Source organism: Serratia sp. HNCC26DJ206, assembly GCF_057180605.1.
Genome location: NZ_JBXUGP010000020.1, coordinates 24,668 through 38,517 on the forward strand (window position 1 = coordinate 24,668; position 13,850 = coordinate 38,517).

A 13,850-nucleotide genomic window follows, 5' to 3' on the forward strand; every position below is an offset into this window, starting at 1 on the left:
TTTTTTATTAGTCTTTTCCACTAATAATTGACTACTCATCGAGTTAAAAGCCTGACTAAAATTATGGTTTATAATTTATTGTATATCGATTCTGACACGGAGTACCTGAGATGTTCCATCTCGATACCTATGGCACGTTAGTGGCTGCCACGCTGGTTTTGCTCCTTGGGGGCAAATGTGTACGATCCATCCCTTGGTTAAGAAAATATACTATTCCGGCCCCGGTGGCGGGCGGTTTGCTGGTGGCGTTGTTGTTGTTGCTGGTGAAAAAAACCGTCGACTGGGAAGTCAGCTTTGATATGTCGCTGAGAGATCCCTTGATGCTGGCTTTTTTCGCCACCATCGGCCTGAATGCTAACCTGGCGCGTTTGCGCGCAGGGGGCAAGGCGCTGTTTGTGTTCGTGTTTGTCGTGCTGGGCCTGCTGGTGGTGCAGAACGCCATTGGTATCGGCATGGCGAAAATACTCGGCTTGAATCCGCTGATGGGGCTGATTGCTGGCTCAATTACGCTTTCTGGCGGCCATGGCACCGGCGCTGCCTGGAGTAAGGTGTTCATCGAACGCTATGGTTTTGAAAATGCGACAGAAGTCGCGATAGCCTGCGCCACCTTTGGTCTGGTGCTGGGGGGGCTGATTGGTGGCCCAGTGGCGCGTTATCTGGTGAAGCACTCTTCAACCCCAGAAGGAAGCCCGGAAGACAGCGTGCAACCAAGCGGTTTTGAAAAGCCGGAAAGTGGCCGCCTAATTACCTCGCTGGTGATGGTCGAAACCATTGCCATGATCGCTATCTGCTTGAGCCTCGGGAAATTTATTTTTGGATTACTGAATGGTAGCGCCTTCGAACTGCCCACGTTTGTTTGCGTGCTGTTTGTGGGGGTGATCCTCAGTAACACGCTGTCGGCCACCGGTTTCTATACGGTGTTTGAGCGCGCCGTTTCGGTGTTGGGTAACGTCAGCTTGTCCCTATTTCTGGCAATGGCGCTGATGAGCCTGCGTTTGTGGGAACTGGCCTCTCTGGCATTGCCGATGCTGGCGATTCTGGTGGTACAAGCCCTGGTGATGGCGCTGTATGCGATCTTTGTGACCTATCGCGTGATGGGCAAAAACTATGATGCCGCGGTATTGGCCGCTGGGCACTGTGGTTTTGGTATGGGGGCGACGCCGACGGCGATTGCCAACATGCAAGCGATTACCGATCGCTTTGGCCCTTCGCACCTGTCGTTTCTCGTGGTGCCGATGGTGGGGGCGTTCTTTATTGATATCGCCAATGCCATCGTGATTAAGCTGTATCTGATGTTGCCGATGTTTGGCTAAATGATGTCGCCCTTTCCGTGGGAGAGGGCGATAAAATCAGGCGTTAGAGTAACGGGCGGTTTCAGGCAGCCAGCGCTCAATCAGGGCGTGAGCATGTTGCGGATAGTGCTGGTGGATGTGGCGCGCCGTGCGCTGAACCTCTGGGATCATCGCCTGATCGCGCAACAGATCGGCCACTCTGAACTCTGCGCTGCCGGTTTGGCGCGTACCCAACAGTTCGCCCGGCCCACGGATTTCCAGATCGCGCTGGGCAATCACAAAGCCGTCGTTACTGTCGCGCAGCACCTGCAGGCGTTTTTGCGCCGTTTTGCTGAGCGGGGTTTTATACAGCAGCACGCAGTGAGAGGCGACGGCACCACGGCCAACGCGGCCGCGTAGCTGGTGCAACTGTGCCAATCCGAGCCGCTCCGGGTTTTCGATAATCATCAGGCTGGCATTGGGTACATCAACCCCCACTTCGATCACCGTGGTCGCGACCAGGAGCTGCAATTCACCCTGTTTGAAGGCCTGCATCACCGCCTGTTTCTCTTGCGCCTTCATGCGGCCATGGACCAGAGCCACCTTCAGCTCCGGCAGGGCGATTTTCAATTCTTCCCAGGTGGCTTCCGCTGCTTGAGCCTCCAGCAGGTCGGACTCTTCAATCAGCGTACAAACCCAATACGCTTGGCGGCTTTCTTCTAAACAGGCGCTTTTTACCCGCTGAATAATATCGGCACGGCGCGTATCAGGGATTGCTACGGTGGTTACCGGCGTGCGCCCCGGCGGCAGTTCGTCGATAACCGAAGTGTCGAGATCGGCATAGGCGGTCATCGCCAGCGTGCGTGGAATTGGCGTAGCGGTCATGATCAACTGATGAGCATGGAACCCTTGCTCTTCGCCTTTTTCCCACAGTGCCAGCCGCTGATGCACGCCAAAGCGGTGTTGTTCATCGATAATCACCAGTGCCAGGCCATTGAACTGCACCTGTTCCTGGAAGATGGCGTGCGTTCCTACCACCATCGATACTTGCCCGCTGGCAATTGCGTCCTGCTGTGCGATGCGTGCTTTGCCCTTTTGCTTCCCCGCCAGCCAGCCCACCTCAATCCCCAGCGGTTCAAACCATTGGCGGAAGTTATTGGCGTGTTGTTCGGCCAGTAACTCGGTAGGGGCCATCAGCGCCACCTGCTTACCGTGGGCGATGGCACGCAGGGCGGCCAGTGCTGCAACCAGAGTTTTGCCTGAACCAACATCCCCTTGCACCAGGCGCATCATCGGGAAACCTTTCTGCATATCGGCTTCGATATCGGCTACTACACGATTTTGCGCACCGGTAGGGGCAAATGGTAACTGAGCGAGGAAACGCTTTTTCAGCCGGTCGTCTGGCGTGAGTGATAGTGCTTTATAGCTTTGCGCGCCTGCACGTACTGCCAGCATGCTGAGGTTATGCGCCAGTAGCTCTTCCAGAATCAGGCGTTTTTGTGCTGGGTGTTTGCCCTGCTCCAGATCGGCCAGTTGGATATCCGGCGGCGGGCGGTGCAGGGTATGTAGCGCCTGTGGCAGGCTGATTAATCCACCGCTCAGTTCCGCAGGCAGTAATTCGGCGATGGTACAGGTATCCAGCAGTTCTAATGCTTGGTCGGTCAGCTTGCGCAGCGTGGCTTGACGCACGCCTTCGGTGGTGGGATAGACCGGTGTCAGGGCTTCTTGCAGCTCAACTTCACTGCTTTCACCCTGAATACGATATTCAGGATGAATGATTTCGGCACCGTGAGTGCCGCGTTTGATTTCACCGTAAGCCGTCACGCGGCGACCGGTGGCCAGGCTGTTCTTCATCGCCGCGTTGAAATTGAAGAACCGCATGGTCAGAAGGCCGGTGCCGTCGCTGATCTGGCAGGTCAGCATGCGGCGGCGACCAAAACTGATATCGCTGCGCAGCACTTCCCCTTCCACCGTGGCAAAAATGCCGGGCAGCAGATCGTTGATGGAGTAAAGGCGAGTGCGATCTTCGTAACGCAGTGGCAGGTGTAACAGCAAATCCTGAATGGTATTCAGGCCGATTTTGGCTAATTTACCTGCCTGGCTGGCTCCAACCCCGGAAAGTGTTGTAAGAGGGACGGTATCCAGCAGGCGGCCTTTCATCGGCGTACCGTCGTTGCCTGCATGGTTGCCCACCATTCGGCGCTGGCAATCACTTGGCCCTGCTCATCAATATACGGGCGTGGCAGCCCTTTGCGCTTGGCCACGTTGGCCAGCACCGGATAACCCCCCTCAAACAGCAGGCGTTGTTGCTCTTCTTTATTCAGTGCGCTGTGTTCGCGGCGGTACATGCCAGCGTTTTGTCGCTGACGCTGGGCTTCATACAGAATTAATGCGGCAGCCACAGAGACATTGAGCGATTGCACCATACCGATCATCGGAATAATGATGTCTTGATCGGCCAGCGCCAGCGCTTCTTCGGTGATACCGGTTTTTTCCTGCCCCAGCAGTACACAGGTCGGGCGGGTATAGTCCACTGCGCGAAAATCGACGGCGCGTGCGGAAAGGTGGGTAGCCAGGATCTGCATCCCCTGGCTTTTCATCTGTGCCACGGCATCGGCAATGGTCGGGTGGGTTTGGACGTTTACCCAACTGTTGCTGCCTGCGGCGGAAGAAACCAGCGTGCGCATCCGCGTGGTTGGCCACACGGCATGCACCTGATGTACACCAACGGCATCGGCGGTGCGAATAATCGCGGAGACGTTATGCGGTTTGTGTACCTGTTCCAGACAGACCGTCAGGTCGGGCTGCCGGGTGGATAGCATTTCACAAATCCGTGCATAACGTTCAGGGCTCATAAGCGCTAGTTTCGGTTACGGTTAACTTTGATGACATCCGGCATGATACGGATCTTACGCATAATGTTTGCCAGATGGATGCGATCGCGCGTGGTTAAGCGAATAAAGGCGCTGTAGACCCGGCCATCTTTCTCTTCGGTATTCAGGCTTTGAATATTCGATTCGGCCGCATTAATGGCCGCCGTCAGGTTAGCCAATGCTCCCTGATGGTTGAACATATCCACTTTGATTTCAGCAATGAATTCCTGCTCGGTTTCCAGATCCCACTCTACCGCCATGAATTTCTCAGGCTCTTTCTGGTAGCCGCGGATGTTACGGCAGGACTCATGGTGGACCACCAACCCTTTGCCTGGGCTGACGTGGGCAATAATCGGATCGCCCGGAATTGGCCGGCAGCACTTGGCGAAGGTAATCAGAACGCCATCGGCCCCTTTAATGGCCAGATTGCGCACGCCGGAAGAAGCCCCGAGGTTGGAGTGATCGCCCTGCAAGTTCTTCGCGATGACCACGCTCATGGTATTACCGAGGCCGATTTCTGCCAGTAGGTCGTCCAGCGTAGCCAGCTTCATGCGTTCCAGTTCGTGCTGGATGTTTTCCTGCGGTACTTCAGAAAGCTTACGGCTGCCGCCTAACGCGTGGTTAAGCAAACGGCGGCCCAGGCTGACAGAGTCGTCACGCTTGAGGTTTTTCAGCATCTGGCGGATTTTAGCGCGGGCTTTTGAGCTGACAACAAAGTTCAGCCAGGCAGCGTTAGGCCGTGCGCCCGGCGCGGTGATGATTTCCACCGTCTGACCACTGGACAACGATTGTGACAACGGATACGGCTGGCGATCGACGCGTGCGCCCACGCAGGCATGGCCGATATCGGTGTGCACTGCATAAGCAAAGTCGACCGGCGTTGCGCCCGCAGGCAGTTCAACGATGCGCCCTTCCGGGGTGAAAACGTAAATTTCATCTGGGAACAGATCGGATTTTACGCTTTCTATAAATTCAAACGAGCTGCCCGCACTTTGTTGCAGCTCAAGCAGGCTCTGCATCCAACGCTGAGCGCGGATCTGTGCGGTTGTGCCGGTGGTTTCGCCTGGAACCCTTTCTTTATAGGCCCAGTGCGCAGCAACCCCCATCTCTGCCATCTGATCCATGTCTTCGGTACGGATCTGCACTTCAACCGGTACGCCGTGCGGGCCGATCAGCGATGTGTGCAGTGATTGGTAGCCGTTGGCCTTAGGAATGGCGATGTAGTCTTTCACTCGCCCCGGACGTGGCTTATACAGGCTATGGGCCTGGCCCAGCACCCGGTAGCAGGTGTCGACTTCTTTCACGATCACCCGGAACGCGTAGATATCCATAATTGAATGGAAACGCTGTTCTTTCAGGTGCATCTTGCAGTAGATGGAATAGAGATGCTTTTCCCGCCCGCTGACGCGGCAGGGAATACCCGCTTCGGTTAAACGCCCTTCGATCTCAGAAAGAATCTTCTGGATCATCTCCTTACGGTTACCGCGCGCGGCTTTCACCACGGCTTTAATGACACGGTAACGGTTCGGATAGAGCGCCTCGAAGCCCAACTCTTCCAGCTCGATCTTCAGATGATGAATACCCAGCCGGTGGGCTAGCGGGCTGTAAATTTCCAGGGTTTCGCGCGCGATGCGCCGCCGTTTGTCGGGGCGCAGCGAACCAAGAGTCCGCATATTGTGAGTGCGATCAGCCAGCTTGATCAGAACGACGCGGATATCCTGCACCATTGCCATGATCATTTTGCGGAAGTTTTCCGCCTGCGCTTCTTTCTTATCCTGGAATTTCAGCTTGTCGAGCTTGGATACGCCTTCAACCAGTTCGGCAACGCTTTTGCCAAACAGTTGTTCCATATCCTGATAGGTGGCCGGGGTGTCTTCGATGACGTCGTGCAGCAGGGCTGCCATTAGCGTTTCATAGTCGAGACGCATTTCCGCCAGAATACAGGCCACGGCAACAGGGTGAGTAATGTAGGGCTCACCGCTGGAGCGTGTCTGTCCCTCGTGAGCATCACGTGCAACGAGGTATGCCTGTTTGAGGCGTTTAATCTGCTCCTCAGGCAAGTAACGTTGAATCAGCAGATTCAGGCTTTCAAACAGGTACAAGGCAGACTCACAGTCTAATTAACGACGACCTTCAGCAATTGCGGTAACCGCTTGAATCTCTGCGGCTTCCTGCTCTTGCTGCTCCTGGCGCTCACGCACATCGAGGATCTGGCTGTTGATCAGCCCTTCTTCGATTTCGCGCAGTGCGATAACGGTGTACTTATCATTCTCTTCAGGTACCAGAGCGTCTTTACCACCGGTCTGGATTTGACGCGCCCGACGAGCAGCGACCAACACCAGGTCAAAACGGTTACCAATTTTCTCTACAGCGTCTTGAACAGTTACGCGTGCCATATTTGTGCTACTCCACAGGTGACGAAAAGACTGGGCATAATACTGAAACTGTCTTCAGTCTGCCAATAGTTTGCTGATTAAAGCGTCATGCCGCAGCATTTGTCGGCCCAAACGCAAGCGTTCGGCGCGAATAATGGTTTTCAGATCGGACAGTGCCAGATCGAAATCATCATTCACGATTAAATAATCATACTCCGCGTAGTGCGTCATCTCTGCAACGGCCTGCGCCATGCGCCTGGCGATCACCTCATCAGCGTCTTGCCCGCGGCCCCTCAGGCGGCGGCCCAACTCTTCCTTTGATGGCGGCAGGATAAAGATGCTGCGCGACTGGGGCATTTTGGCACGGATCTGCTGCGCACCTTGCCAGTCGATATCCAGGAAGACATCGACACCGGTCGATAGCACTTGCTCAATTGCAACACGCGACGTGCCGTAATAGTTGCCGAACACTTCGGCGTGCTCAAGAAACTCATCCCGCTCAATCATATGGCGAAATTCGTCTTTAGAGACGAAGAAATAATGTTCGCCGTGATTCTCACCCGGGCGACTTGCGCGCGTGGTGTGTGAAACCGAAACCTGCGTGTCGTACAGCGGTTGCGTCTTTAACAAAGCCTGAATCAGACTTGATTTCCCTGCGCCGCTAGGTGCAGAGACAATATAAAGCGTGCCTTGAGCCATGATGATGTTCGTTGATAGCGGTTGATAAGCCAGTAACAGCAGATGTGTATTTTCTCCGCACAGTATACACGGCTAAAGCCCGGTATGCAGCGTTGGGTCGCATTTTGGCCGCTGCTTTCTGTTAAAAACAGGGGAAAAAAGCCAATTTGCGCAGCATCTCTGGAAATTTTCGGCGTTTTCAGCAAACGTTCATTCCTTTCTGGAACCACTTTGCATTTCTGATTTTTAGCCATCGCCAATCATTCAGTTTCCGTTTTTACTGCCCTGCACCAAGGAGGTGTGCGATGTCGGGGTACAGTAATTACATCAGGACTATGCTGATAGCCGTAGGGCTGCTGTGTAGCACGGCATGGGCCCAAACCTGCCCAAGCTGGCGGCCAGAAAGATTGCAGTTGGAGATAACGGCATTAAATAGCCAGTTAGAGCGCTGGGATGAGGCTTATTACCATCAGGGTCGTAGTTTGGTTGATGACGAGATTTACGACAGCTTGCTGAAGCAACTGCAACATTGGCAAAATTGCGCCGGTAAGGAGCCATTGGCAGACGTCAGGCCGGTTTTACCGGAAGGTAAAACGCTGCATCCTGTTACCCAGACCGGTTTGCGCAAGCTGCCAGATCGCGTGGCCGTGGGGCAATGGATGCAAGGGCGCAGTGACCTGTGGGTTCAGCCCAAGATTGATGGCGTGGCCGTCACGTTGGTCTATCAGCAAGGAAAACTGGTCAGCGCTATCAGCAGGGGCAACGGGGAGAAAGGTGAAGACTGGCTGGAAAAGGTCAAAGCCATTCCCGCGGTTCCCCAAGATTTGCCGAGGGCTCCCGCACAATTAGTGTTACAGGGGGAGCTGTTCCTGATGGTGAACGATCACCGCCAGCAAACGCTTGGGGGGATCAATGCGCGGGCAAAAGTTGCCGGCATGCTGATGCGCAAGCAACTTTCCCTGGAGCTGAAACAGCTCAGCCTGTTTGTCTGGGCATGGCCTGATGGCCCACCGAATATGGCCGAACGTTTGCAGCAGCTTACTGCGATGGGTTTTGCGTTCACCCAGCAATACTCAAAACCGGTCAATACGCTGGATGAGGTGGAGCAGTGGCGCACATCCTGGCATCGTGACCCTTTGCCATTTGTGACTGACGGTATTGTTATTCACCAAGGGTCGGTACCTGAGGGGCGTTACTGGCAAGCCAAGCCTGGCGATTGGGCGGTTGCATGGAAATATCCACCGGCCCAGCAGGTAACCAGGGTGACGGACGTTGAGTTTGGCGTTGGCCGTACCGGAAAAATCACCGTGGTGTTGCTTCTGGAGCCGGTACGGATGGACGACAAATGGATCCGGCGCGTTAACGTTGGCTCGTTGTCACTATGGCAGAAATGGGATATTGCGCCGGGTGACCATATTGCCATCAGCTTGATGGGGCACGGTATTCCGCATCTTAATCGCGTCGTGTGGCGAGCGGTTGAAAGACAGGTTCCCGTGGCCCCAAATCCTGAAAATTACCATCCGTTGAGCTGCTTTACGCTACAGCCCGGTTGTCGTCAGCAGTTTCTGGCTCGTTTGGTATGGCTAAGTGGCACTCACGGATTGAACATGAGCGGCCTGAGTGAGGCCGGATGGCAATCGTTAATCGATCAGGGTTTGGTTGACGATTTGCTCGATTGGTTAGTATTAACCCCGGAGCAGTTGAACGATATACCGGGTATTGGCAACAAGCGTGCGCAGTCACTCTATCAGCGGTTTCGCCAGGCGCGGCAGCAACCCTTCGACCGCTGGCTGATCGCGCTAGGAGCACCGCTTTCACCTATTCAGGTTATTGGAGCACAAGCGCAAAACTGGCAACAAATACAGCAGATAACGCCAGAAAATTGGCAGAAAGTGGCTGGAATTGGCGCTAAAAGAGCCGGGCAACTCCAGGTCTTTTTACAATCACCGGTCATGCTCGGGTTGGCAAAAACCTTGGCAGAGCAAGAAATCAACGGGTTCGAAACGTTATCTAATCATCCCATAATGGTGGGCCCGGCCGAATAACGTGACGCGGTATTAATGATCAGGATGCTGGTAGTTAAATACCGGCAGGCCGAGGCGGAAGCGCAATGCCAGCAGGCGGGCGCTGAGGCCAACAGCCAGCGTAATAATAACCACCATGTTATGCGGCAGGCTAAGGTGTTGCAGACCGATATACAGCCAGGCAGCAGCGAAAGCGATGCCTGCATAGATTTCTTTCTGGAAAACCAGCGGGATGCGGTTACAGAACATATCGCGCAAAATGCCGCCGAATACGCCGGTAATCACCGCAGCAATCGCGGCGATGATTGGGCTATGACCCATGTCCAGCGCCACCTGTGCCCCGATGATGGAGAAGACAATCAGCCCGATAGCATCCAACACCAGAAACAGGCGGCGCAAATGGCGCATCAAAGGTGCCAGCCAGGTCGTCACAATCGCGGCGATAGCTACGATAACAATGTATTCGGGGTGTTTGACCCAACTCAGTGGAAAATGCCCCAGCAGCATATCGCGCACTGACCCGCCACCAATGGCGGTAGCCGAAGCAATAAAGATCACGCCAAACATATCCATTTGACGGCGGCCAGCGGCCAGGGCTCCGGTCATGGCTTCAGCAGTGATGCCAATGATGTAAAGAACGAGCAGTAACATAGGGGGATTCACAAGGTGGGAAATTAAGGTGCAATTGCTAGAGGGTAACGATAGAGCTGTGAATGCGCGACTGAGTTTTTCTAAAGGATCTCAATTCGGATTATTTAATCTAATGATAGATGAGCTTACTATACCGATTAGTCAAGCCTACTTGACACAGTATACGGTAAATGGATTAGATAATTATGGGTAATTCCAGACGGTGATTATACTTTCTGGGCTATTTCTATGGTATTCAGTTCTGTTCCAGAGTAACCATTTTAAGGAAAGTGAAAATAAAATGAGACACAACGTAATGCTGGCAGCGGTTGTTGCAATAGCCATGTTGTTGAACGGCTGTGTTGCGCCAGCCCAGAAGGCTACGCCGCAAAAGTCGGTACCATTTTGCAGCGTTGGCGATCCGCTGACGCAGACCACGCTCTATTTTGGCTTGAACCGCCCGGTAGGACCTGCGATTACCGCAGCGGAGTGGCAGTCTTTTGTTGATCAACAAGTAACTCCACGTTTTAAAGAAGGGCTATCGGTATTTGATGGCAAAGGGCAATGGTTGGGTAACGATGGCAAGCTGGCGCGAGAAAACAGCAAAGCGCTGATGTTGATTCATACATCGGGTGCTGAAAGCGAGCAGAAGATAGAAGCGCTGCGTAGCCATTATAAACAGCAGTTTGTTCAGGATTCCGTGATGCGGGTTGATACGCCGGTGTGCGTGGGGTTTTGATGAGTTTCCGGCTTGCTGCGCAAGCGACAAGCCGGGAACCCCGTTTAGAGCACCAGCCCGGCGACCGCCGCTGAAAGCAGGCTAACCAGCGTTGAGCCATAAACCAGTTTCAGGCCGAAACGTGAAACGACGTTGCCCTGTTGCTCATTAAGGCCCTTGATGGCGCCAGCAACAATGCCGATAGAAGCAAAGTTGGCGAAGGACACCAGGAAGACCGAGAGAATACCCAATCCACGAGGGGACATTTCTGCGGCGATTTTTTTCAGTTCAATCATTGCGACAAACTCATTAGCGACCAGCTTGGTAGCCATAATGCTGCCAGCCCGCAGCGCATCGCTTGCCGGGATGCCGATCAGCCAGGCCAGCGGATAGAACACGTAGCCTAGGATTTGCTGGAAGCTGATACCGAAAATCGCCGCAAAGATGGCGTTCACCGCTGCGATGAGTGCAATAAACCCAATCAGCATAGCGGCAATAATCATGGCGATTTTGAAACCCGCCAGAATGTATTCCCCCAGCATTTCAAAGAAGCTCTGGTCTTCATGCAGCTTGTTCAGCTTCAGTTCCGGCTCATCTTCGACCTGATAGGGATTGATAATAGAAAGAATGATAAAGGTGCTGAACATGTTGAGGATTAACGCCGCTACCACGTATCGGGCGTCGATCATCACCATATAAGCGCCGACGATCGACATTGATACCGTCGACATGGCAGTGGCGGCCATGGTGTACATCCGGCGCGGGGAGATATCCGCAATGATGCCTTTGTAAGCAATAAAGTTTTCAGACTGGCCAAGCACCAAAGTGCTGACGGCGTTGAAAGACTCCAGCTTACCCATACCGTTCACTTTGGAGAGCAGCGTACCCACCGCACGGATAATCAGCGGTAAGATACGGAAATGCTGCAAAATACCGATCAACGCAGAGATAAAGATAATCGGGCACAAAACGCCGAGGAAGATAAACGATAACCCCTCTTTGCTCATGCCACCGAAAACGAAGTCAGAGCCCTGTGCAGCAAAGGTCAACAGGGTTTCAAAGAAACTAGCCACGTGCTTAATCACACCCAGGCCGCTTTCCGAATGCAGGAAGAAATAGGCCAGAATCGCTTCAATCACCAGAAGCTGGATAATATAGCGTGGGCGGATTTTCTTACGATCATTGCTGACCAATAACGCGAGGGCGATGATAACGACCAACGCCAAAGTAAAGTGCAGAATTTGCGACATAGACAGTCCGAACAGCATGCAGGCTAGAAAAAAGTTACTTATACCTAATTTGCAGCCGCTCGTCAGCATGAGGGTAACCGGGGGAGTGTTAGTCTGCCCCCGGTTATCGGGTCGTTAACTCAAATCAACATTCTTGCTGCCGAAGAACCAGGTGAAAATAAAACCTGCTGTATAAGACACCAGTAGCCCGGCAACGTAGACCATGATCCCGGCATAAATGCCCTGTGCAGACGTCATCAGCGGAATAGATACGATGCCTGATGGGCCAAAGACGGTGTTGAGACCAACCGGTAATCCCAAGTACGCAATCATCCCGATGAAGAACCCACCAACGGCACCCCCGAGACAGGCGGTGATAAAAGGTTTCACTCTAGGCAACGTCACGCCATAAATCAGTGGTTCACCAATGCCAAGAATACCTGGAATGATGGCACCCTTGATCTGGGTACGCAGCACCGAGCCTGCTTTTGCTCTGGCGAACAGCGCCATTGAAGCACCCACTTGCCCGCCGCCAGCCATGGCCAGGATCGGAAAGAGCGAGTTGAAACCCTGCGCATCCATCAAAGCGAAATAGACTGGAACAAACCCCTGATGAATACCGAACATAACCGCCAGCAGGAACAGGCCTGCCAGAACGGCGCTGCCAAACGGGTTGCCATTCAGGTGTAAGAACAGCCACGACATTCCTTTAAACAGTTCCCCTCCAACTGGCATGATGACCACGAAGGTCACCGCGCCCATAATCAGCAGAGTGATGACTGAGGTCAGTATCATATCCAGATTATCGGGGATAAATTTCCGTACTGTCCGTTCGACCCAGGCTCCCATAATCGTGGCAATCAGCACGCCGATAATGCTGCCTCTAGGATCGATAGGCAGGCCAAAGAAGTTGTCGATGCCGGAGTAGTAACCCACTTTGGCATCAGGTACGTAACCCAGTACAAACAGCGAAGCGATGATGGCTCCATTCACTCCCGTACCGCCAAAGGCTTTTTGTGCATTATGGCCGATCAGAATACTCAAGAAGGCAAACAGGCCTTTACTGAATACTTTCATATAGCCAATGGCGCTGATTAGCCAAGGGTTGGGAGACTCAACGCCGAGAACCATACTTTGTTCGAGCAGAGTCGCAATCCCCAGCAGCAGCCCTGCGGCAATAAAACCGGGGATCAGCGGGGTAAAGATGGTAGCAAACTTGCTGAAAAATTGATGGATAGCGCTGCTTTGCTTGGATTTGAGCTGCTTTTTATTCTCCGAAGCGATTGCATTAAGATCTTTGGGCACATCAGCGGTGTTCTGCTCAGTACGGCTCAGCAAGGTATTCATCATTTCAGCGGCGGTTTGTGCCTTGCCAGGGCCCAGGACGATTTGCAACTGATCGTCCCCTTCAATCACACCCATCACGCCAGCCATTTTTTTCAACGCATCGCGGTCTACCTGCTCTCTGTCCCTCAGGGTCAGGCGCAGCCGTGTCATGCAGTTACCGCAAATAGCAATATTATTGCTACCGCCAACATGACCCAAAATTTGTTCGATCATTGCTTCATTGATTTTCGCCATCGGATTGACGTCCTGTTCCTGATAAGACTGCGCGGATAAAACCGTTATTGTGTTTTAAAATCGTACTGGCTTCGGTAGCCGAAAGGTTGGCCAGTATCATGACGATAGCCGTTTTACAGTGGCGCCCGCATGCGTCCAAGGCTTCGGCGGCACGCCGTTGCCTGCATGACGATGTTTACTTGCATAGCGGGATGCCCCCAGCAATCAGGCCGAATTTTCACTAGCCTGATTCCGGCTCTCGGTAACCAGGGTAGATAAATCAATTTTTATTGCTGTCTCAAAACATACCCGAATATTATTGGAATAATTAATTCCAATAATAATTAAATCAATAAATATTTTATGTTTTCTGATGATTATGTGACCGTTATCAACTTGCCATGGCCCCTGTTTATACCCCAGGTTGTTTTTAAGCACTGGCAGCGTAAGATAGCCCGGTAGAGCCTGCTTTTTTGTTGACAATGTGAGTCA

Annotated in this window: 12 protein-coding genes and 1 pseudogene; 3 read left to right on the forward strand and 10 right to left on the reverse strand. The window is 53.2% G+C overall.

Going from position 1 to position 13,850, the window contains the following annotated elements; genetic code table 11:
• Window positions 1–110 precede the first annotated feature (110 nt).
• Window positions 111–1,313, forward strand: coding sequence for a sodium/glutamate symporter (gene gltS, locus AC2A1E_RS14545; RefSeq protein WP_484384346.1), 1,203 nt, complete (start codon window positions 111–113; stop codon window positions 1,311–1,313).
• Window positions 1,314–1,349: 36 nt separating this feature from the next.
• Here the strand turns inward: gltS and recG are convergent, their stop codons facing one another.
• The 5 genes from recG to gmk are packed head-to-tail and all read right to left on the reverse strand — an operon-like array spanning window position 1,350 to window position 7,218.
• Window positions 1,350–3,431: an ATP-dependent DNA helicase RecG gene (gene recG, locus AC2A1E_RS14550; RefSeq protein ID WP_484384408.1), complete on the reverse strand. Its 2,082-nt coding sequence runs from the start codon at window positions 3,429–3,431 to the stop codon at window positions 1,350–1,352.
• The gene (gene trmH, locus AC2A1E_RS14555; protein WP_484384347.1) at window positions 3,428–4,126 is read right to left on the reverse strand and encodes a tRNA (guanosine(18)-2'-O)-methyltransferase TrmH; all 699 of its coding nucleotides are present in this window, start codon (window positions 4,124–4,126) and stop codon (window positions 3,428–3,430) included. Before trmH ends, recG begins: the two co-directional genes overlap by 4 nt.
• 5 nt (window positions 4,127–4,131) lie before the next feature.
• Window positions 4,132–6,246 carry a bifunctional GTP diphosphokinase/guanosine-3',5'-bis pyrophosphate 3'-pyrophosphohydrolase gene (gene spoT, locus AC2A1E_RS14560; protein ID WP_484384348.1) on the reverse strand — a complete coding sequence of 705 codons (2,115 nt, stop codon included), beginning with the start codon at window positions 6,244–6,246 and terminating at the stop codon, window positions 4,132–4,134.
• Between the two features lie 18 nt (window positions 6,247–6,264).
• On the reverse strand, window positions 6,265–6,540 hold the full coding sequence (gene rpoZ / locus AC2A1E_RS14565; protein WP_024482945.1) for a DNA-directed RNA polymerase subunit omega: 276 nt from the start codon (window positions 6,538–6,540) through the stop codon (window positions 6,265–6,267).
• A 54-nt stretch (window positions 6,541–6,594) separates the two neighbouring features.
• Window positions 6,595–7,218 (reverse strand): guanylate kinase, encoded by a 624-nt coding sequence (gene gmk / locus AC2A1E_RS14570; RefSeq protein ID WP_484384349.1) that lies wholly within the window; start codon window positions 7,216–7,218, stop codon window positions 6,595–6,597.
• A gap of 284 nt (window positions 7,219–7,502) precedes the next feature.
• Between gmk and ligB the strand changes: the two genes are divergently transcribed.
• Window positions 7,503–9,242, forward strand: a complete 1,740-nt coding sequence (gene ligB, locus AC2A1E_RS14575; protein ID WP_484384350.1) for an NAD-dependent DNA ligase LigB — start codon at window positions 7,503–7,505, stop codon at window positions 9,240–9,242.
• 12 nt (window positions 9,243–9,254) lie between these two features.
• On the opposite strand, the gene AC2A1E_RS14580 is transcribed toward ligB, so the two are convergent.
• The gene (locus AC2A1E_RS14580; RefSeq protein WP_484384351.1) at window positions 9,255–9,872 is read right to left on the reverse strand and encodes a trimeric intracellular cation channel family protein; all 618 of its coding nucleotides are present in this window, start codon (window positions 9,870–9,872) and stop codon (window positions 9,255–9,257) included.
• 280 nt (window positions 9,873–10,152) lie between these two features.
• Here AC2A1E_RS14580 and AC2A1E_RS14585 point away from each other — a divergent pair, with 280 nt between their 5' ends.
• On the forward strand, window positions 10,153–10,590 hold the full coding sequence (locus tag AC2A1E_RS14585) for a DUF3574 domain-containing protein (RefSeq protein WP_484384352.1): 438 nt from the start codon (window positions 10,153–10,155) through the stop codon (window positions 10,588–10,590).
• Between the two features lie 44 nt (window positions 10,591–10,634).
• Here AC2A1E_RS14585 and AC2A1E_RS14590 read toward each other — a convergent pair whose 3' ends face one another.
• The 4 genes and pseudogenes from AC2A1E_RS14590 to AC2A1E_RS14605 all read right to left on the reverse strand — a co-directional run bounded on the left by AC2A1E_RS14590 (window position 10,635) and on the right by AC2A1E_RS14605 (window position 13,841).
• A complete protein-coding gene (locus AC2A1E_RS14590; protein WP_484384353.1) occupies window positions 10,635–11,819 on the reverse strand; it encodes a NupC/NupG family nucleoside CNT transporter in 1,185 nt (394 codons plus the stop codon).
• A gap of 114 nt (window positions 11,820–11,933) precedes the next feature.
• Window positions 11,934–13,379: a PTS N-acetylmuramic acid transporter subunit IIBC gene (murP, locus tag AC2A1E_RS14595; protein WP_484384354.1), complete on the reverse strand. Its 1,446-nt coding sequence runs from the start codon at window positions 13,377–13,379 to the stop codon at window positions 11,934–11,936.
• Window positions 13,363–13,530 (reverse strand): annotated as a pseudogene (locus tag AC2A1E_RS14600) (hypothetical protein); the annotation flags it as partial. The pseudogene AC2A1E_RS14600 and the gene murP, both read right to left, overlap by 17 nt.
• 53 nt (window positions 13,531–13,583) lie before the next feature.
• Window positions 13,584–13,841 carry a hypothetical protein gene (locus tag AC2A1E_RS14605; protein WP_484384355.1) on the reverse strand — a complete coding sequence of 86 codons (258 nt, stop codon included), beginning with the start codon at window positions 13,839–13,841 and terminating at the stop codon, window positions 13,584–13,586.
• Between the last annotated feature and the right edge of the window lie 9 nt (window positions 13,842–13,850).

Coding starts and splice junctions, on each gene's coding strand:
- gltS (WP_484384346.1), top strand. CDS start 111: ATGTTCCATCTCGATACCTATGGCACGTTAGTGGCTGCCACGCTGGTT.
- recG (WP_484384408.1), bottom strand. CDS start 3,431: ATGAAAGGCCGCCTGCTGGATACCGTCCCTCTTACAACACTTTCCGGG.
- trmH (WP_484384347.1), bottom strand. CDS start 4,126: ATGAGCCCTGAACGTTATGCACGGATTTGTGAAATGCTATCCACCCGG.
- rpoZ (WP_024482945.1), bottom strand. CDS start 6,540: ATGGCACGCGTAACTGTTCAAGACGCTGTAGAGAAAATTGGTAACCGT.
- gmk (WP_484384349.1), bottom strand. CDS start 7,218: ATGGCTCAAGGCACGCTTTATATTGTCTCTGCACCTAGCGGCGCAGGG.
- ligB (WP_484384350.1), top strand. CDS start 7,503: ATGTCGGGGTACAGTAATTACATCAGGACTATGCTGATAGCCGTAGGG.
- AC2A1E_RS14580 (WP_484384351.1), bottom strand. CDS start 9,872: ATGTTACTGCTCGTTCTTTACATCATTGGCATCACTGCTGAAGCCATG.
- AC2A1E_RS14585 (WP_484384352.1), top strand. CDS start 10,153: ATGAGACACAACGTAATGCTGGCAGCGGTTGTTGCAATAGCCATGTTG.
- AC2A1E_RS14590 (WP_484384353.1), bottom strand. CDS start 11,819: ATGTCGCAAATTCTGCACTTTACTTTGGCGTTGGTCGTTATCATCGCC.
- murP (WP_484384354.1), bottom strand. CDS start 13,379: ATGGCGAAAATCAATGAAGCAATGATCGAACAAATTTTGGGTCATGTT.